Origin of the sequence: Kribbella alba, assembly GCF_039529635.1 — a bacterium.
Lineage (GTDB): Bacteria > Actinomycetota > Actinomycetes > Propionibacteriales > Kribbellaceae > Kribbella > Kribbella alba.
This window is the reverse complement of the sequence record NZ_BAAANE010000004.1, coordinates 277,949-295,162: the sequence shown is the minus strand read 5'-3', so window position 1 is coordinate 295,162 and position 17,214 is coordinate 277,949. Positions and strand designations below refer to the sequence as shown.

At 67.6% G+C, this 17,214-nt stretch carries 21 protein-coding genes; 8 read left to right on the top strand and 13 right to left on the bottom strand.

Going from position 1 to position 17,214, the window contains the following annotated elements; all coding sequences use genetic code 11:
- Window positions 1-11: 11 nt before the first annotated feature.
- The 3 genes from ABD210_RS08160 (at window position 12) to ABD210_RS08150 (ending at window position 2,248) form a co-directional block, all read left to right on the top strand.
- The gene (locus ABD210_RS08160; RefSeq protein WP_344110351.1) at window positions 12-542 is read left to right on the top strand and encodes a GNAT family N-acetyltransferase; all 531 of its coding nucleotides are present in this window, start codon (window positions 12-14) and stop codon (window positions 540-542) included.
- A 189-nt stretch (window positions 543-731) separates the two neighbouring features.
- Window positions 732-1,808 (top strand): redox-regulated ATPase YchF, encoded by a 1,077-nt coding sequence (gene ychF, locus ABD210_RS08155; protein ID WP_344110350.1) that lies wholly within the window; start codon window positions 732-734, stop codon window positions 1,806-1,808.
- Between the two features lie 68 nt (window positions 1,809-1,876).
- A complete protein-coding gene (locus ABD210_RS08150; protein WP_344110349.1) occupies window positions 1,877-2,248 on the top strand; it encodes a CPCC family cysteine-rich protein in 372 nt (123 codons plus the stop codon).
- A gap of 151 nt (window positions 2,249-2,399) precedes the next feature.
- Here ABD210_RS08150 and ABD210_RS08145 read toward each other — a convergent pair whose 3' ends face one another.
- The 4 genes from ABD210_RS08145 to ABD210_RS08130 all read right to left on the bottom strand — a co-directional run bounded on the left by ABD210_RS08145 (window position 2,400) and on the right by ABD210_RS08130 (window position 3,546).
- Complete coding sequence (locus tag ABD210_RS08145) at window positions 2,400-2,549, bottom strand: PIN domain-containing protein (protein WP_344110348.1); 150 nt, start codon at window positions 2,547-2,549, stop codon at window positions 2,400-2,402.
- A gap of 47 nt (window positions 2,550-2,596) precedes the next feature.
- Window positions 2,597-2,791: a PIN domain-containing protein gene (locus ABD210_RS08140; protein ID WP_344110346.1), complete on the bottom strand. Its 195-nt coding sequence runs from the start codon at window positions 2,789-2,791 to the stop codon at window positions 2,597-2,599.
- Window positions 2,791-2,961: a hypothetical protein gene (locus tag ABD210_RS08135; protein WP_344110344.1), complete on the bottom strand. Its 171-nt coding sequence runs from the start codon at window positions 2,959-2,961 to the stop codon at window positions 2,791-2,793. The genes ABD210_RS08140 and ABD210_RS08135 overlap by 1 nt, the downstream gene beginning before the upstream one ends.
- A gap of 147 nt (window positions 2,962-3,108) precedes the next feature.
- Window positions 3,109-3,546, bottom strand: a complete 438-nt coding sequence (locus tag ABD210_RS08130; protein WP_344110342.1) for a VOC family protein — start codon at window positions 3,544-3,546, stop codon at window positions 3,109-3,111.
- A 687-nt stretch (window positions 3,547-4,233) separates the two neighbouring features.
- Between ABD210_RS08130 and ABD210_RS08125 the strand changes: the two genes are divergently transcribed.
- The gene (locus ABD210_RS08125; RefSeq protein WP_344110340.1) at window positions 4,234-4,929 is read left to right on the top strand and encodes a class I SAM-dependent methyltransferase; all 696 of its coding nucleotides are present in this window, start codon (window positions 4,234-4,236) and stop codon (window positions 4,927-4,929) included.
- Window positions 4,930-5,407: 478 nt separating this feature from the next.
- The gene (locus ABD210_RS08120; RefSeq protein WP_344110338.1) at window positions 5,408-5,587 is read left to right on the top strand and encodes a DUF5302 domain-containing protein; all 180 of its coding nucleotides are present in this window, start codon (window positions 5,408-5,410) and stop codon (window positions 5,585-5,587) included.
- Between the two features lie 95 nt (window positions 5,588-5,682).
- Here ABD210_RS08120 and ABD210_RS08115 read toward each other — a convergent pair whose 3' ends face one another.
- The 5 genes from ABD210_RS08115 to ABD210_RS08095 all read right to left on the bottom strand — a co-directional run bounded on the left by ABD210_RS08115 (window position 5,683) and on the right by ABD210_RS08095 (window position 9,354).
- Window positions 5,683-6,114, bottom strand: coding sequence for an SRPBCC family protein (locus ABD210_RS08115; protein ID WP_344110336.1), 432 nt, complete (start codon window positions 6,112-6,114; stop codon window positions 5,683-5,685).
- Window positions 6,104-6,421: an ArsR/SmtB family transcription factor gene (locus ABD210_RS08110; protein ID WP_344110334.1), complete on the bottom strand. Its 318-nt coding sequence runs from the start codon at window positions 6,419-6,421 to the stop codon at window positions 6,104-6,106. Before ABD210_RS08110 ends, ABD210_RS08115 begins: the two co-directional genes overlap by 11 nt.
- Before the next feature lie 543 nt (window positions 6,422-6,964).
- Window positions 6,965-7,165 (bottom strand): hypothetical protein, encoded by a 201-nt coding sequence (locus tag ABD210_RS08105; RefSeq protein WP_344110333.1) that lies wholly within the window; start codon window positions 7,163-7,165, stop codon window positions 6,965-6,967.
- A 49-nt stretch (window positions 7,166-7,214) separates the two neighbouring features.
- Complete coding sequence (locus tag ABD210_RS08100; protein ID WP_344110332.1) at window positions 7,215-8,267, bottom strand: alpha/beta fold hydrolase; 1,053 nt, start codon at window positions 8,265-8,267, stop codon at window positions 7,215-7,217.
- A gap of 28 nt (window positions 8,268-8,295) precedes the next feature.
- Window positions 8,296-9,354: a class I SAM-dependent methyltransferase gene (locus tag ABD210_RS08095; protein ID WP_344110331.1), complete on the bottom strand. Its 1,059-nt coding sequence runs from the start codon at window positions 9,352-9,354 to the stop codon at window positions 8,296-8,298.
- A 101-nt stretch (window positions 9,355-9,455) separates the two neighbouring features.
- Here ABD210_RS08095 and ABD210_RS08090 point away from each other — a divergent pair, with 101 nt between their 5' ends.
- Window positions 9,456-12,167 (top strand): helix-turn-helix transcriptional regulator, encoded by a 2,712-nt coding sequence (locus ABD210_RS08090; RefSeq protein WP_344110329.1) that lies wholly within the window; start codon window positions 9,456-9,458, stop codon window positions 12,165-12,167.
- 146 nt (window positions 12,168-12,313) lie between these two features.
- Window positions 12,314-12,958, top strand: a complete 645-nt coding sequence (locus ABD210_RS08085; RefSeq protein WP_344110327.1) for a DedA family protein — start codon at window positions 12,314-12,316, stop codon at window positions 12,956-12,958.
- Between the two features lie 42 nt (window positions 12,959-13,000).
- Here ABD210_RS08085 and ABD210_RS08080 read toward each other — a convergent pair whose 3' ends face one another.
- Both ABD210_RS08080 and ABD210_RS08075 read right to left on the bottom strand, forming a co-directional pair.
- Window positions 13,001-13,825 carry an acyltransferase domain-containing protein gene (locus ABD210_RS08080; RefSeq protein ID WP_344110325.1) on the bottom strand — a complete coding sequence of 275 codons (825 nt, stop codon included), beginning with the start codon at window positions 13,823-13,825 and terminating at the stop codon, window positions 13,001-13,003.
- A 59-nt stretch (window positions 13,826-13,884) separates the two neighbouring features.
- Complete coding sequence (locus tag ABD210_RS08075) at window positions 13,885-14,958, bottom strand: WD40/YVTN/BNR-like repeat-containing protein (protein ID WP_344110323.1); 1,074 nt, start codon at window positions 14,956-14,958, stop codon at window positions 13,885-13,887.
- A gap of 150 nt (window positions 14,959-15,108) precedes the next feature.
- Between ABD210_RS08075 and ABD210_RS08070 the strand changes: the two genes are divergently transcribed.
- On the top strand, window positions 15,109-15,459 hold the full coding sequence (locus ABD210_RS08070; RefSeq protein WP_344110322.1) for a VOC family protein: 351 nt from the start codon (window positions 15,109-15,111) through the stop codon (window positions 15,457-15,459).
- Window positions 15,460-15,475: 16 nt separating this feature from the next.
- On the opposite strand, the gene ABD210_RS08065 is transcribed toward ABD210_RS08070, so the two are convergent.
- Together ABD210_RS08065 and ABD210_RS08060 are read right to left on the bottom strand one after the other, a co-directional pair.
- On the bottom strand, window positions 15,476-15,763 hold the full coding sequence (locus ABD210_RS08065; RefSeq protein ID WP_344110320.1) for a 4a-hydroxytetrahydrobiopterin dehydratase: 288 nt from the start codon (window positions 15,761-15,763) through the stop codon (window positions 15,476-15,478).
- A gap of 16 nt (window positions 15,764-15,779) precedes the next feature.
- On the bottom strand, window positions 15,780-17,177 hold the full coding sequence (locus tag ABD210_RS08060; RefSeq protein WP_344110319.1) for an MFS transporter: 1,398 nt from the start codon (window positions 17,175-17,177) through the stop codon (window positions 15,780-15,782).
- Between the last annotated feature and the right edge of the window lie 37 nt (window positions 17,178-17,214).

The following is a 17,214-nucleotide window of genomic DNA, read 5'->3' as shown; positions in this document are numbered from 1 at the left end:
GAAGGGCCTGCATGGATCCCAAGGTGGTGTTCGAGACCGATCGGCTGGTCGTGCGCGACTGGGCCGACAGCGACGGCGACCGGGTGTTCGACATCTACCGGCGCTGGGAGGTGTCGCGCTGGCTCGGGGCCGACCCCAAGGTGATGACGGATCGCGACAGCGCCTCGCGCGTGATCGAACGCTGGAACGAGCGCAACCAGGACCCGCTGTACGGCGTGTGGGCCGTCGAGGAGAAGTCGTCCGGCACAGTCGCCGGCACGGTCCTCCTCGTGCCGTTGCCCGAGCCGTCGGACTCCACGGAGGGCAAGGGTGAGGTGGAGGTCGGCTGGCACTTCCACCCGGACGCGTGGGGCCGCGGGCTCGCCACCGAGTCCGCGCGAGCGGCGATCGCGCACGGTTTCAAGGCGGGACTCGGCGAGATCTACGCGGTGGTCCGGCCCGACAACACCGCGTCCCTCGCGGTCTGTCAACGCCTCGGCATGCGCTCCCTCGGCCGCACGACCCGCTGGTACGGCGCCGAACTGGAGTCCTTCGTCATCTGATCCTCGTACTACGGGGGCGTCGGGCGCAGGCGGTTCGCAGGACGATCCGGTACGACGGGATCGGCGGGCCGCGGGCGGTGCGCGGTACTGGCGCCGGTGCGACGGATCGGCCGCGTGCGGGGTTCGCAGTACCGGGGTGGGGTCGTCGGATTGGGGTGGGGCGGGGGGAGCCGCGTACTCTTGACGCCCGTGGCACTCACCATCGGAATCGTCGGGCTCCCCAACGCGGGCAAGTCCACCCTCTTCAACGCGCTGACCAAGAACAACGTGCTCGCGGCGAACTATCCGTTCGCCACGATCGAGCCCAATGTCGGCGTGGTCGGCGTCCCGGACGCGCGGCTGGGCAAGCTCGCCGAGGTGTTCGGCTCGGCCAAGATCATCCCGGCGACGGTGCAGTTCGTGGACATCGCCGGCATCGTCCGCGGCGCCTCCGTGGGTGAGGGTCTGGGCAACAAGTTCCTCAGCCACATCCGCGAGTCCGACGCGATCTGCCAGGTCACCCGGGTGTTCCGCGACGACGACGTCACCCACGTCGACGGCAAGGTCTCGCCGGCCGACGACATCTCCACCATCCAGACCGAGCTGATCCTGGCCGACCTGCAGACCGTCGAGAAGGCGATCCCGCGGCTGGAGAAGGAAGCCCGGCTGAAGAAGGAGAACGCGGTCGTTCTCGAGGCCGTCCGCGCGGCGCAGAAGCACCTGGAAGCCGGTACGCCGATCATCGCCACCGACGTGGACCGCGACGCGATCCGCGAGCTGATGCTGATGACCGCCAAGCCGTACCTGTTCGTCTTCAACTGCGACGCGGACGAGCTTGCCGACGAGGCGCTGAAGCAGCAGATGCGGGACCTGGTCGCCCCGGCCGAGGCGATCTTCCTGGACGCCAAGTTCGAGGCCGAACTGGTCGAGCTCGACGACGAGGAAGAGGCCCGCGAGATGCTCGCGGAGATGGGCGTCGAGGAGCCGGGCCTGGACGTGCTTGCGCGGGTCGGTTTCGAGACCCTCGGACTGCAGACGTACCTCACGGCCGGCCCGAAGGAATCCCGCGCCTGGACCATCCGCAAGGGCGCGACCGCCCCGGAGGCGGCCGGCGTCATCCACACGGACTTCCAGCGCGGCTTCATCAAGGCCGAGATCGTCTCCTTCGACGACCTGGTCGAAGCCGGTTCCATGAACGCCGCCAAAGCCGCCGGCAAGGTCCGGATGGAAGGCAAGGACTACATCATGTCCGACGGCGACGTAGTCGAATTCAGATTTAATGTGTAGCCGATTTCTTTAGCTCTCTGTCCGCACAGAGTGGTCGACGGCCGGGCACTTCTGTGAGCATGTCATGCGTGGACGACCTCTACCCCTGTCCGTGCTGTGGATACCTTGTGTTCTCCGAGCCCGCCGGATCCTACGAGATCTGCTCGATCTGCTTCTGGGAAGACGACGCGATCCAGCTTCGCTGGCCAGACTGGACCGGCGGCGCCAATCGCCCGTCTCTGCGAGATTCCCAGCGAAACTTCGCGCGGTTCGGAGCGATGGAAGAGCGCTTCGTCAGCAATGTGCGTGGTCCCGAGGCTGCCGATCGGGTCGACGAAGGTTGGCGTCCCATCGATGGGGAGCGGGATCACTTCGAATCACAAGGTGTTCAGGAACGCCCGTGGCCCGACGACTCCGCGGTCCTCTATTGGTGGCGCCCAACGTTCTGGCGGCGCAAATGACCGCCAAGGTCGAGTCCACCAGAACGCGTGGGTCTGTCCGGCCGTACGCCCAAACGAGGCGTCCACACGTTGCTCCAGCGCGCAACCTAGTGGAGTTCCGCTTCAACGTGTAACGCCTGACCCGGTCAGAATGCCGTGGCGGAGAGGCGTCTCAGGCGGGCATGTCGACGGTCAGTCCGGCTGCCTGGGCGGCATCGGCCAGTCGTTTGTCGTACGTGATGAATGAGGTGAGCCGCGGGCGGATGCGGAGAGCCGTCGCGAGGTGAATGGCGTACAGGCTCCATACCGTCGCTGGTTTCACGGTCTGGGCCAGAATACGAATGCCTGCGTCCAGTTCCACCAACTCGATCAGGTCGAGGACTGGGGGAGTCGGGCGACGGCTTGTGGGGCGTGGCGTGCCAGCGCCCGCGACGACTTGATCTCCGCCAGAACCGAACCCGTCCACCCGGTCTCTGCCCGTTCATCGAGCCAGTCGCGCAACGCCTGTGTCTCGACCTCGGCGGGGACGAGTTTCACGACGGCGGCCGAGTCGAGATAGATCATCAGCGGTCGTCCTCGCGGTTGCGGGCGACCTCAGCGGCGATGTCGATGCCGTCCGGTTCGCCGAGCGGCATTCGCAGAACAGCCCGACGCATCGCCGCGGCCCCGGTCCTTGCGCAGCGCGGCTTCAAGTACGGCTTGGCGGATGGCAGCCGAGCGGGAGCTGCCGTCATGGGGCAGAACATCCAGGGCGTGCTCGGTCTCCGAATCGCTGCAGATCGTGATGGTGCCAGCCATGCCGCGCCAAGGTTCGCCTTTGCGCCTGCGGCGCCGAGCCCGGCTCAAGGCGGGACTGAGTCCTTAAGGCCGGTGCCCGGATCTCAGCTGAGCTCCTGGGCGAGTCCGATGAGAATGCCTTCGGGCCCACGCACGTAGCAGAGGCGGTACACATCTTCATAGCGGACCACTTCGTTGCTGACGAGTTCCGAGCCGTGCTTGCGCAGGCGGCCGAGAGTCTCATCGATATCGTCCACTGCGAACATGACGCGGAGGTAGCCCAAGGCGTTCACCGGGGCGTTGCGATGATCGGCGATGACGGATGGCTCGAGGAAGCGCGAGAGCTCGAGCCGGCCATGGCCGTCCGGCGTGCGCATCATCGCGATCTCGACGCGCTGATACCCCAGGCCGGTGACGCGTCCGGCCCACTCTCCCTCCACTACGGTTTGCCCTTCGAGCTCGAGTCCGAGCTCGCGGAAGAACTCGACCGCCGCAGCGAGATCCTCGACGACGATGCCGACGTTGTCCATTCTCACGGTCATGGCGGCATCCTATAGAGATCGACGCTCATCACGGCGCTGATCTCCGAGCGGGGCGCGGCCGGCGGTTGGGGAACGGATGATGGCCTGCGCGGAGCAGTCGATGGTGAATGCCGGTGAGCGCTGAAATGTTTTCTAATACGACAGCCGTAGTTCGTGATGATGCCTTTCGGCAGTGGGCCGCGAAGGGCTGGGGGGTGCGGCCCTGACCAAGAGTGGGGGCCTGGGACAGGTAGTGGGGACCTTGTACACGTTATTTCGTGTCCGCGGTCCCTGTTTGGTGTTTAAGGTCGCCGCTTCGTGACCGCTGCGCGCCACCGAGTCGGGTGCTGATCAATGGCGGCGTGGTTTCGGCGGGTTCGTGAGCCCCGCAGCGCCAACGCACATCAACCGCAGCTGATTGCCTCCAGCCGAGCGTGCGGCCTGCTCGCGACCAGGACCCCCAGGTTGGCTGTGAGTGCTGGCAATCCGGGCCTGTCCCCGCAAGATGACACTCCGGCTGGAGTACCAACCGTCGGAGGGGGGTCGAATTCCGCTTCAACGTCTGACGCTCGGCGCTGTGGCTTGGAAGTCCTTAATGACGAATAGTTTCGTCGTTGAGTAGTTCAGCAGCGCCGAAACCCTGTTTCGCCGGTGCGCGGACGTCCGTAGTGTCGGGCCGTGGCTGATCCTATTTTTGAAGATCGTCGGTTGGCGGAGATCTATGATCCGCTCGATCCGGATCGCGGCGACCTTGAGGTCTACGCGGCGATCGTCGAGGAGTTCGGGGCCTCGCGGGTGCTGGATGTGGGGTGCGGGACGGGGACGTTCGCCTGTCTGCTGGCTGCGCGTGGAGTGGAGGTAGTCGGCGTCGACCCGGCTGAGGCTTCGCTCGAAGTAGCCCGGAGCAAGGACTTTGCGGAGCGGGTGCGGTGGGTGCTTGGGGATGCCACTGCGCTTCCGCCGTTGCGGGTGGAGTTGGCGACCATGACGGGGAACGTGGCCCAGGTTTTCGTGGCGGATACCGAGTGGGGCGCGACGCTGCACGGCGTACGGGATGCGCTCGTGCCGGGTGGGCGGTTCGTCTTCGAGACGCGGGATCCGGCGCGGAAGGGTTGGCTGGAGTGGAACCGCGCGGAGACTTACCAGGTGGCCGACATCCCCGGGGTGGGTGCTGTCGAGACCTGGTGTGACGTGACATCGGTGAGGGAGCCCTTGGTGTCGTTCCGGCACACGTTCGTCTTCGCATCGGACGGCGCGGTGATCACCTCGGACTCGACGTTGCGTTTCCGGAGCCGGGCGGAGGTCGAGCGCTCGCTGAAGTCCGCGGGCTTCGTGGTGGACGAAGTACGGGATGCTCCTGACCGGCCGGGACGCGAGTTCGTCTTCATCGCGTCCCGAGGCTGAGGGGTGGAGCGGCCAGGGTGCCGGGGCAGGGGAATGTAGCTCACCCGGCACCCTGACCTGTCAGGGGAACCGCAGGTGCGGTCGGGGTCGGCTGGAGCAGGTGGTTTGTGCTCGATGAGGACTTGCTGGGGCCGACTGCCTCGCTCATCTGGGCTAGTCGCGCTGCCTGCTTCGGTCCTGGGGCCGTGAAACCTAATGTACTCGGGAGTACCAAACCGGGCGGCGGACTTCCAGCACTCACATTTCGGGCTCAAACGCTTGAAATACAAGGGTGATCCAGGCTGGGCGCCGGGCCGAGACGCGCCCGACGGGGTGCTTGATGAGTGTCGGCGGTCCGGGGCTGGTGCGCGAGGGAGGCCGGCGCGGTCGGTGGCGATGCAGAAGCCGGAGGCGTACCCCGGCGTTAATGGCTGGCGTCATGGCCGTCACACTTGGTTAGCTAGAGCCCGTACGCCTGACGGTTTGTGAAGGAGACGGTATGAGCGACAAGCCCAGCAAGCCGGCGCAGGACGATCTGCAGAAGAAGTTCCGCGAGGCGCTCGCCAAGAAGAACGCGCACCACGAGTCGCACCCCGGCAGCGGGACGCGGCGCGAGGGCGTCGGCGAGGCGCACAACGACAAGCAGAAGCGCCAGTTCCGGCGCAAGTCCGGCAGCTGATTCCGCCGCCATCCACCCATCCTGAGCCCCGGGTTGCCGCCCGGGGCTCGACTTTTGCCCCGGACAAACTCCATCTGCTGGTGGCGAGCGTGGTCTCAGGCCGCGGGATCGGGCTGGGGGACGGTGAGCAGCGCGACCAGGCGGTCGAGTTCGATCTCCCAGCCCTGCAGGTGACCGGACGCGTCTTCGGCGGTGCTCAGGCCGGTGTGGCTGAGCAGCATCCGCGTACCGCCGTCCACCTCGGACAGCTCGACCCGGACCTGGGAAGGTTCGCCGTCGTCCGAGTCCCATTTCCAGGTGAACGCGAGCAGGTGCGGCGGCTTCACCTCGAGGTAGTTGCCGCGCACCACATGTGGTCCCATGGTCACCACGTAGTTGCCGCCGACGCTCACGTCCGCTTCGACCTTCAGGTCCAGCGCGGGGTTCGGGCAGTACCACCGGGTCAGCAACTCGGGCCGTGACCACGCGTCGTACACCCGCTCGATCGTGGCCGGCAGGTGTCGTTCGATCCGGATGTCAGTGCTCATCGTCGCTCGCCTGCAGAAGGTCTTCCAGTCGGTCGATCGTGCTGTTCCAGTACGCCGTGAGGTCCCCGAGCCAGGCCTGAACCTCGGACAGAGCCTCCGGCCGGAGCGTGCAGACGACCGTCCGGCCCACCTTGCGCCGGGTCACCATCCCGGCGTCCACGAGTACGCCGACATGCTTGGTCATCGCCGGCAAGGTGAGGTCGTGCGGCGCCGCCAACTGACCCATCGTCGACTCTCCCCGGCTGAGCCGCGTCACGATCGCCAGCCGGGTCGGGTCAGCCAGCGCTCCGAACGTCGTCGTCAACACGCCTAACACTTCACCAAAGGGTGAACTATCTGTCAATCCTCGGGGCGTGGATGGGATTGCGTCCGTAACTGCGGGGCAGGCGCGGGTGGTCCCACGCGGGGGTTGTAGGTGCGGGTGGTTGGGCGCTGGCGGTAGGTGCGGGTGGTCGGCGTCCCCGGCTGCGTGATGGTGCTGGTCGTGCCGGTGCGCGTCAAGAGCGCCTTTGGCGTCCCTTCGGGATCGAAACAAGTTTCGGCTCCTGACCCGCACCACCCCGACCAGGGACAAGAACGCAGCTATCCCGGAGCCGCCCAGAGGTGTGGGCACACAGCCCGGGGTGACACGTATGGCTCAACCCCCGGGTGAAGTCGGCGACCTTGTGCACGGCTCAGTCGTTTCCCGGGCCGCGAAACGACTGGGCCGTGCACAAGGTCGCGGCCCCAACCCGGGTCCGGGGCCGGTTCGGGGGTTGGGGTTGGGGTGTACCGACCGACAGGACGTAGTCGCAACCCCCGCCCGGCGTACCGCCTGCAGTACCGGCACGATCACCGGATCGGGCGACCACTACCTGTTCGTCGGTACACCCGAACCCCCGAACCGGGCCCGAGCCAGGCTCGGCCCCGGGCCCGGCTCGCCCACCCGGTCGAGCCTGGCCACCGGGTCGAGCCTGGCCACCGGGTCGAGCCTGGCCACCGGGTCGAGCCTGGCCACCGGGTCGAGCCTGGCCACCGGGTCGAGCCTGGCCACCGGGTCGAGCCTGGCCACCGGGTCGAGCCTGGCCGGCCCGATACCGGGTCTTTTGGCCGGTAGCGGCCTATTTGGCGCCAGCCGACGAAACAACCTGCCAGCCGCGTCGGGGCGAATGGGCCGAGGGGTATTCACAGGTGGGGTCGCCCGGAGTTTGCTTGCCGGCGGAAAGCGGAAGCTGCCGCGGTGTCCGGCGTATTAGAGGAGGGCGGCCAGGTGGGTGGCGGCGATTTGGGCGCCGGTGGTGGGGACGGGGAGGTAGGTGATCTCTTGGGCGAGGGCTTTGGCGATGGAGTCGGCGAGGACGGCGGGGTCCGAGGCTTCGGAGTACGAGAGGTGGCGACCCGACACGCAGTGGATGACGGCCGGCAGCGGCCTGGCCGGCGTTGTGGCGGTCCAGGCGGGCTTGGACGTGGTCGCTCGAACCGTGGATGACCAGCACGGGACACGCCAGGTCGGGAACACCAGGCAACCGGTTCTGCCGGGCTTCCTCGGTGTCGACGAGCCGTGCCGGGTCGATTCCCCGTCCCCAACCGATCGCGTCCTCGATCTGCTTGCTGGAGTGCGGCTCGCTGAAGACTCGCCCGAAGAAGAACTCCAGGAAGTCGTCGTAGTCGCCTTCGAGCCAGTAGTGCCGGTCGTTCCACGCCCAGCGGTCGCGTTTCACCTGGGCCGGAACCAGCCCGGCCGCGGAGGCGATGCAGATGATCCCGAGCACCCGGTCGGGCTGCTCGAGCGCGACCTGCACCGCCCACGGACACCCTCGCGAGAACCCCACGAGCACGGCGGATTCCGTGCCCGTGGCGTCCAGTACCGCGAGGGTGTCCGCGACGACCTCGGCATCGGAGTACGCCGCCGCTCCGATCGGCGCACTCGACCGGCCCGACCCGCGACCGTCGAACGTGACCACCCGGAAGTGCCGGGCCAGGTACGGCACCTGCGCCTTCCAGATCCGCGACGGCACGATCGACCACGTTGGCAGCAGCACGATCGTCGGCCCGCCGGACCCCCTGTCGCCGGCGGGTTCGTCGTACACGCTGTAAGCGATGGTCACCCCGTCGCGCTCGACCGTCCCCTCATGATCGGCCGAGCACGCGGGTCCCTCCGGTTTCGCGGTCATCCGCGGTTCCCCCTACCCGCCTACTGACTCAGGGCCGTACTTCGAAGACCAGGTTGAACGGCGTCTCGGCTGCCGTCCGGAACCGGGTGAATCCCGCGGCTGTGGTGACGTCGCGGATCCGTGCCGGACCAGCCTGGGTCCCGAGGGCCAGACCGACGTCCTGCGACAGCGATCCCGGAGTACAGAGCAGGGTCGAGAAGCCGTAGTACGCGCGCCCGATCGGGTTCAGGTTGTCCTCGACCCGGTCGCCGGCCATCGGTTCGACGACCATCCAGGTGCCGTCCGGTGCCAGCGACTCACGGACGCGGCGCGCGGCGCCGACCGGGTCGCCCATGTCGTGCAGCGCGTCGAACGTCGTCACCAGATCGAAGCCCGATCCGCTGTACTGCGTGGCCGGCGCCACCTCGAACTCGGCCTTCACCCCGGCCTCGGCGGCACGCGCTCGAGCAGTCTCGATCGACTCCGGGTGGTAGTCCGAGCCGATGAAGGTGGAGTTCGGGAAGGCCTCGGCCATCAGGATCGTCGAAGACCCGTGCCCACAGCCGATGTCCGCCACGCGTGCACCACGTTCGAGCTTGCCGACCACGTCGTCCAGGGCAGGCAGCCAGCTCGACAGCAGATTCGCGTTGTAGCTGGGACGGAAGAAGCGTTCGCAGCCGATGTGGACATCGGAGTCCTGCTCGTTCCAGCCGATCCCCGCACCACTGCGAGCGGCCTCGATCGTCTGGGTGGTGTTGTGCACGGTGCCGAGCGCGATCTGGAAGAAGCCCGGCAGGAACGCGGGGCTGTTCGAATCCGTCAGCGCCACGGCCTGCTCAGGTGGCAGCACGTACCTGTCGGTCTCTGGGTCGTACTCGACGTAGCCGCCGGCGGCCTGCGCGTTCAGCCATTCGCGGGTGTAGTGCTCGCTGGTGTTGGTCCGCTCGGCCAGTTCGGCGGGCGAGGTCGGGCCTGCGCCGGCGAGGGCGTGGTAATAGCCCAGCCGGTCACCCATGACGACGAGCGCCGCGTTCAACGTCGCGCCCACCTCGCCCACCGCCTGGAACACCAGCCCCATCAGCTTGTCGTTGTCGATCGCAATGGTCATTTCAATTCCCCTCCTGCTTGCTCTGATACGGCGAACCTAGGAGCGGACGGATCTCGATCGCATCAGGTGACCCACCTAGTAGGAGACCTACACTGCGAGACATGCTGATCGGGCGGGAGGCCGAGCGGCGGGCGATCGAACGGCTGGTCGCGGGGGCGCGGGTGGGAACCAGTGGCGTGCTTCTGATCACCGGGGAACCGGGGATCGGGAAGACGGCTCTCGTGGACGAGGCGGCGACACTCGCCGCGGGCCTTCGCCTGCTCCGGGCCCGGGGGACCGAGGCGGAGCGCGAGATCCCGTTCGGCGGTCTGCTGCAACTGCTCCGCCCCGCGATCGGCGAGCTCGACCGGATCCCAGCCCCCCAACGCGAAGCCCTTGCCGCGGCCCTCGCCCTGAGCTCGGGCGCCGCCGCCGACCGGTTCGCCGTCGGCGCGGCCGCTCTGAGCCTGATCTGCCGGTACGCGGAGTCGGCGCCGGTCGCACTCCTCATCGACGACGCGCACCTGCTCGATAGACCATCGGCGGAGGCGATCCTGTTTGCCGCCCGGCGCCTTGTCGCCGACCCCATCGTGCTGGTGATCGCCGCCCGCGCAGACGAGTCGCATCCGTTGGCCGAGGCGGATCTGCCACAGCTCCGGCTCGGCGGAATCGCCTTGGAGGCAGCGCAACAGATGGTCCGGGGCAGGTCCGTGTCCATCGATCTGGTGGCACAACTCCATCGGCGGGTGGCGGGGAATCCGCTGGCTTTGTTGGAGCTGACCAGCGACAAGGAACAGCTGCACCGCCTTGCGCCCGGAGCACCTGTCCCGGTGCATGCGCTGCTGGCAGAGGCCTTTGCTGTAAGGGCTCAGCGACTCAGCCCGGCTGCTCGAACCGCCCTGCTGATCGCCGCTGTCGATGACGGTGACTTGGGGGTCGTGGCTCGTGCCTGCGCTGAGCTTCACGTCGATATCGCCGCGCTGGCCGAGGCCGAACAGACGTCGCTTGTGCTGATCGCCGACGGCCGGGTCGAGTTCCGGCATCCACTGGTTCGCTCGGCGATCTACGCGAGCGCGGATCCGGCTGAGCGTCGTACGGTGCATCGGGCGGTGGCTGCAGTGCTGGGTCCGGGGGGCGCGGACCGGCGGGCCTGGCACCTGTCGGAGACAGTGATGGGTGCGGACGACGACGTGGCCGATGGCTTGCAGATCGCGGGCGAGCATGCGGCCGATCGGGGAGCCCACGCAGTTGCGGCCACGGCTTTCGAACGAGCTGCGCGGGTGACCGAAGAGGGGCAGCAGCGTGCGCGAAGGTTGGTCGCTGCCGGGCGGGCTGCCTGGTTCGCGGGGTTGCCGGAGCGAGCGGACGGTCTGCTCGGCGAGGCGTTGGCGTTCGAACCGCCACTACCTGTGCGGATCCAGGCGAACGAACTGCGCGGAGACATTGCGGTGAAGTGTGGGTCGCCTGCGCAGGCTCGCGAGATCCTGGTCGCCGCGGTGGCCGAGACCGCCGATGCCGATACGGCGATCGGGCTCCTGGCCGACGTCGTCAACGCGTGCTTCCGGCTGGGCGATGCCGCCGGGGCGCTGCGGGCCGCGGAGGACATCGACAAGCTGCTGGCGAGACTCGAGCGACCTGGAACGCGGATCCTCGGCTTGCTGTCCAGCGGAGTCGCGAAGATTCTGGCCGGCCGGGGTGGGACCGAGCAGATCCGTGAGGCCGTCGCGTTGGCGCCCTCGGCCGGGCTGGATCGGGATCGGCGACGGCAGGTGTGGATGGTGCTCGGACCTCTGTTCCTGCGAGAGGCCGGGACCGGCCGAGCCTTGCTCCAGGAGGCGATGCGCGAACGGCGCGACCAGGTCGCAGTCGGCACCTTGCCCGCTCTCCTGATGCAGCTCGCCCGCGACGAGGCGACTACCGACCGCTGGGCGGACGCGGCGGCGTCATACGACGAGGGCATCAGGTTGTCTCGCGAGACAGGGCAGACCACCGAGCTGGCAATCTGCCTCGCCGGGCATGCGTGGCTGTCAGCTCATCAGGGACATGCGGCGGAATGCCGAGCCCTGGCGACCGAGGCGATCGAGATCTGCACCGAGCGGCAGATCCACCTCGGACTGGCCTGGGCGTTGTTCGCGCTGGGGGATCTCGAGCTCGGCCGGGGGAATCCGGCGGACGCGTTACCGCAGTACGAGCGACTGGCGGACGTACTGCGCTCGCTGCGGGTGCTCGATCCGGACCTGTCACCCGCGCCTGAGCTGGTCGAGGTGTACCTGCGACTCGGGCGGACCGATGAAGCCGCCGCCACGGCGCGGAGCTTCGCAGTACTGGCTTCGGACAAAGGTCAGCCGTGGGCGCTGGCGCGGGCCGCACGGGTGATCGCGTTGATCGATGACGACGAGCGGCAGTTCGAAGTGGCGCTCGGGTGGCATGAGCAGACCCTGGACGTGTTCGAGACCGCGCGGACTCGGCTGGTCTATGGGGCGTGGTTGCGGCGGATCCGGCGCCGGGTCGATGCTCGTGCGCAACTACGGTCGGCAGTGGCCGAATTTGACCGGCTCGGGGCACCGGCGTGGGCGGATCTCGCGGCGGCCGAATTGAAGGCGACCGGCGAGACAGCACGTCGTCGTGAGCCGTCGACGGCCGATCAGCTCACCCCGCAGGAACGCCAGATCGCGTCCCTGCTCGCGGACGGGGAAAGCATTCGGGCCGCTGCGGCGAGGCTGTTCCTCAGCCCGAAGACCGTCGAGTACCACCTGCGCAAGGTCTACGCGAAGCTGGGCATCCACTCGCGCTCCGAACTCGCAGCCCATCTGAGTGGCCCAGACCGAACGTAGCCTGGCAAACGTGACCTCCTGCTGATGAACGCGATCACGGCATTGCCTGTTCGCTTGTGAACAGCGCATGAATTCCTGCTCCGCGCTGCGCTGAATGACAGCGTTGGGATTGGGTTCGCCTTGGCACCAACTGACATGCTTCAGGCGTGACAGAGTTGATGGAGGCCGCACGACACCTGCTGGGCATCGCGATGGCCTCGCATTGGCTGCTGTTGATCCTCTTCCTGGCGGCGGCGATCGACGCCGTCTTCCCGGTGGTGCCGAGCGAGGGCCTGGTGGTGACCGCCGGCATGGCCGCGGCCGCGGGACACCAGAACCTGCTGCTGGTGATCGTGACCGCGATGGTCGGCTCCGTGATCGGCGAGTGTGTCTGCTATCTGCTCGGCCGCGGTTCCGGTCCGGCGCTCCGTCGCTGGCTGATCCGCAAAGACGCACGACAGGCGATGTACGAGAGAGTCTCCAAGGCCCTGCACACGCGGGGCGGCCTGATCCTGATGACGGTCCGCTACATCCCTGGCGCCCGCATGGTCGCCACCCTGACCGCAGGCGCCACGGCGTACTCGTTCCGCAAGTTCCTCATCTTCACCATCGCGGGCGTGACGGTCGCCTACACGTACGTCGCGCTGCTCGGCTATCTGGGCGGCGACGCGTTCGCGCACGACTCGCTGAAGGCGCTGGCGTTCAGCCTTGGGCTCGCCTTCGGAATCGGCGTGGTGATCGAGACAACCCGGCGGATCGCCGGCAGGCGCAGGTCCAGGAGACCTGCACCCAGCCCGACGTACGGTGCGTGAGCAACATCGAGCTGCTCACCTGGCTGCGGAAGTACGGCGTGCCTAGAGAGTGAGGTACCCGAACGCCGTCTGCCAGGTGCCGCCGGCCTCGATCCGCTCGAGGACCAGCCGCTGCAGGCGCGTGTCGCGCGGGTACTTGTCCAGGTTCTCCAGGTCGTGGCTGCGGAACGTGAAGAAGATGGCGCTGTCCTGCGAGTCGCGCGGTTCGCCGTACGGCGTGAAACGGCGGCCGAAGCGGACCATGTTCGAGTCCTGCGGGAGGTTGTCCAGCAGGTACGGGTCGATCAGCCAGGAGCCGAGCGTCGCGGTCTTCACCGGGTGCTCCGGGAAGTGGCGTGGGAAGAACTCCCGGGCTTGCGCGAAGCTGTCGTCCACGGCCTCGGGCGTGAGCGGCCCCGTCTCGGGGATGTGCACGCCGATCACCCACTCGCCCGGCTCGGTCCCCGGCACCGGGTTCTTCTCGGGCACCTGGTGCAGCAGGAACTGCAGTCGGCCGAGCGCGAAGATCATGCCGGTCCAGTGGATCGTCATCCACCAGTGCGTCTCCAGCCCGAAGTCGCCGTTGGTCCGCCGGTGCACGTTCAGCTGCTGACCGAGATCCGCGAGCGTGGCCCAGCTGATCTCGTCGCTGATCCCGCGCTCGGAGTGGTAGCGCCGGATGTCGGGCAGCGTCTGGAGGAACGCCGCGAGGGAGATCTTCGGGTCGTCCGGCGCCCGCAGCTCATCCTCCGCGGGGAAGGTGCCCATCACGCGGCGTAGTTGCGCCGCGAACTCGGCGACCGGCACCGGGTCCAGGTCGAGCTTCTCGGTGTCCTCCCGGTCGGCGTCGGTGAAACCCAGCAGGCGGTACTCGTCAGCAGTCGTCACCCGCCAACCGTAGCTGTCAGATACTTACGACCGGCAGCGGCCGGCCGGTTGTCCCAACCTCAGCGTTCCTCGGCCAGGCCCAGATAGAGCACCGACGGGTCGGCCGGGTTGAAGGCGAGACCCGGGATGCCGTCGTGCTTGTTGTGCTGTTTGCTGAGCTCGCCGGTGGAGGGACGGAAGCGGTAGAGGTCCGAGCTGTAGTTCGCGAACGAGGTGCCGTAGGCGAAGTAGAGCAGGTCCGCGTCGACCGGACTCGGCCACATCTTGTTGCCGTTGTAGAGCGTCGCCTGGGACGAGTCCAGCACCGGCCGGAACTTGAGGCCGCCGTCGTCGGACTGCCAGATGTACCGCGTCGCCTCGTCCTGGTCGTAGCCCTCGAGCCACACGACCGACGGATTCACCGGCGAGATCGCCAGGCTGAACGCATTCACCCGCTCGACCGCCTTCGACCTGGCCCAGGTCCGGCCGCCGTCGAAGGTCGCGTAGCCGCCGTCGGACATCACCCCGATGACGATGTGGCTCGGGTCCGTCGGGTCGATCACCGCGTTGTAGACGAAGAGGTCCCTCGCCGCCGGCTGACCGACGTGTTTCCAGCTCAGGCCGTCGTCGGCGGAGTCGAACACCTGACCATCGCCGGCGACCACCCGGAGGTAGTCGGTGGTCGCTGCGAAGGAGGCGAGGCCGCCACCCTCGACCGGCCCGGCGACCGTGCTGACCTGGTTGCCTTTCACCCGGTAGATCGGCTGGTCGTTCACGCCGTAGAGGTACGCCGCGTCACCCGCGCCCGGCGCCACGGAGTACGCGTAGAGGTCATCGGGAGATTTGTCGATCTGTTGCCATGAGCAACCGGCATCGCTGGATCGCTGGATGGACTGTTTGCCGATCGCGATCAGCGTGTTGGGCTGTTGCAGTGCGGCGACCTTGGCGTAGGTGACGGGCCTCAGCTGGTTCTTGGTGGGAGCCAGCACGGCTCCGTCGGACGTCGTGATCGTGACGGACCCGTCGCCGTACACCGTGTCGCAGTGCGGGACGTTCCAGAACCATCCCGGACCGAAGCCCGCCTGGGCGGGGACCGCGAACGTCAGGCTGAGCGCAGCAACCAGCAGAGCGGCTCCAACTCTTCGTGAGGTCATGAACTACTTGTAAGTGATCGCTCAGGCCGGCCGCCAGCCTCAACCCTGGCTGACGCACGCCATGACGTGAAGCAGCCATATCGTTTGTCCTGTGGCTGCCTACCTGCCGCGCGATGCTGGTGCTCTCAACCCCAAGCGAAAGGAGGCATCGTGGGACGGATCATCCACGTCGAACTGACCGCGACGGACCTCGACCTGGCGGCCACCTTCTACGCCGAGGCCTTCGGCTGGCAGGCCACACCGTCTCCGTTCGTCGACGGCTACCTGGTCGCGGAGACCGGCGCGGGCGCCGGCATCGACGGCGCGATCATGAAACGCGACTACCAGGACCAGCCCGCGATCATCTGGCTCCAGGTCGACAACCTGGATGCCACCCGTGCTGCAGTCTCAGCCGCCAGTGGGACGGCTGACCACGAGCCGCAGGAGATCCCAGGAGTGGGCCGGGTCGCCTACGTGCGCGACCCCGAAGGCGTCCTGTTGGGTCTGCGTCAGCCTGCGTGAGGAACTTGGCGCGAGATCAGCCGGCGGCGGTGTCGATGTGGCGGGCCAGGACGAGGTCGTCGTCGGTGATGCCGCCGGCCTCGTGGCTGCTGACCCTGAAGGTGATAGTGGTGTAGCGGATGTCGATGTCCGGGTGGTGGTTCATCGACTCGGCCAGCTGCGCGACCGTCGCGACCAGCCGGATACCGTCCAGGAAGGTGTCCTTCTTGACGCTGCGGACGAGTGCGTTCTCGTCGACCTTCCACTCGGGCAGGTGGTCGCGGACAGCTTGGTCGATCTGGTCATCGGTCAGCAGCTCAGCCATGCCCGACACTCTAGTGCTACTGGCTGGTTTGGCTGGTGACGGTACGGACTCGGTGTGAGGTCAGCAGGGCGACGAAGGCGAGAGCGGCGCTCGCGGTGATGATCGTGCCGAAGACCCATGGGCCGGGGTCGTCCGATTTGAGCGATAGCAGGGTGCTGCTGACTGCCAGTGCGGTCGCGATGCTCATCGTGCCAGCCATCTGGGCGGCACTCGTGTTCCGCCCCGAGTTGCCGGCGTCGGAGAGATCGAGGGTGAGCACCGAGAGACTCGACGAGCTGAGGCCCATCCCGATCCCGGCGAACATCCAGCCGATCAGCCCGATCCAGCCGGTGGTCCAGGCGAGCAACGAGGTGACGGCGAGCCCTGCGGTCATCAGGGTCAGGCCGATACGTAGTACGGAAGCTCGTTGCAGGCCGTGGTCGCGGCCTTGCAGCCAGGACCCGAAGGCCCAGCTGACGCCGGTGATCGACAACGTGATGCCGGCCTTCGAGGGGCTGAAGTCGTGCCGCAACGTCAACAGGAGTGGGAGATACGCGCCCGTCCCGGCGAACGCGGCGCCGCCAAGACCCCGTACTGCGACCACGGCCGGGAACCCGCGTCGCGCGACGAACGTGCCACGCGGCATCACCCGTACTGCGGCCAGCCCGAGCACCACCAAGCTCACCGGAACCGCCGGGCCGGCAGCCAACGCGTGGTTCTCGAGTTGGTCACCCGCGAGCGTCAAGGCGAACAAGGCGACCGACGCGGCGAAGGCCCAGGGCAACGCGGCCCGCCAGGCTTCGAGCTCGGCGATCTGCTTCTCGGTTCGCTCCGGCGCTTCGGTCTTGGCGGACATTCGCATCGCAGGCTGGAGCAGCAACCAACTCGGCACCAGCAGAGCCACCGCGCCGAGGAACACCCAGCGCCAGCCGAACTGCTCGGTCACCACCCCTGTCACGAACGGTCCGAGCACCGACGGCAGGATCCACATCGCGGCGAACAACGAGAACATCCGCGGCCGCAGTACGGCGGGAAGTGCGCGAGCGACCAGGACCATCAGCGCGACGTCGAGCAACCCTTCGGCCAGGCCGCTCAGCAGCCGGCCCGCGACCACCATCGGCATCGCCTGGGCGGTGCCGACCAGCAATTGGGCGAGCGTGAACGCGATCGCGCCCGCTCGCAGCGCCGGGATCGGGCCACGGCGATCGGCCCAGAGACCCGCGATCGCCAACGACACCAGGTAGCTCGCGTTCGGAGCCGCGTTGGCCAGGCCGAAACTGCCGAGGGCATCGAACTCGCGGACCATCGTCGGCAGCGCAGTACCGACTGCCCGGTTCTCGAACGCGCCCAGCGTGACGAGCGCGATCACGCCGAGTACCAACGGCAGGTGTGGTCCGCTGAACAGCTTGGGCGTGCGCTCTTCGGTCAAGGTCATGCCCGCAATCCTGAGAGTTCAAGCGGGCTTGAAGTCA

Coding starts and splice junctions, on each gene's coding strand:
- ABD210_RS08160 (WP_344110351.1), top strand. CDS start 12: ATGGATCCCAAGGTGGTGTTCGAGACCGATCGGCTGGTCGTGCGCGAC.
- ABD210_RS08140 (WP_344110346.1), bottom strand. CDS start 2,791: ATGATCTATCTCGACTCGGCCGCCGTCGTGAAACTCGTCCCCGCCGAG.
- ABD210_RS08135 (WP_344110344.1), bottom strand. CDS start 2,961: ATGACGGCAGCTCCCGCTCGGCTGCCATCCGCCAAGCCGTACTTGAAG.
- ABD210_RS08130 (WP_344110342.1), bottom strand. CDS start 3,546: ATGACCGTGAGAATGGACAACGTCGGCATCGTCGTCGAGGATCTCGCT.
- ABD210_RS08120 (WP_344110338.1), top strand. CDS start 5,408: ATGAGCGACAAGCCCAGCAAGCCGGCGCAGGACGATCTGCAGAAGAAG.
- ABD210_RS08115 (WP_344110336.1), bottom strand. CDS start 6,114: ATGAGCACTGACATCCGGATCGAACGACACCTGCCGGCCACGATCGAG.
- ABD210_RS08100 (WP_344110332.1), bottom strand. CDS start 8,267: ATGACCGCGAAACCGGAGGGACCCGCGTGCTCGGCCGATCATGAGGGG.
- ABD210_RS08095 (WP_344110331.1), bottom strand. CDS start 9,354: ATGACCATTGCGATCGACAACGACAAGCTGATGGGGCTGGTGTTCCAG.
- ABD210_RS08090 (WP_344110329.1), top strand. CDS start 9,456: ATGCTGATCGGGCGGGAGGCCGAGCGGCGGGCGATCGAACGGCTGGTC.
- ABD210_RS08075 (WP_344110323.1), bottom strand. CDS start 14,958: ATGACCTCACGAAGAGTTGGAGCCGCTCTGCTGGTTGCTGCGCTCAGC.
- ABD210_RS08065 (WP_344110320.1), bottom strand. CDS start 15,763: ATGGCTGAGCTGCTGACCGATGACCAGATCGACCAAGCTGTCCGCGAC.
- ABD210_RS08060 (WP_344110319.1), bottom strand. CDS start 17,177: ATGACCTTGACCGAAGAGCGCACGCCCAAGCTGTTCAGCGGACCACAC.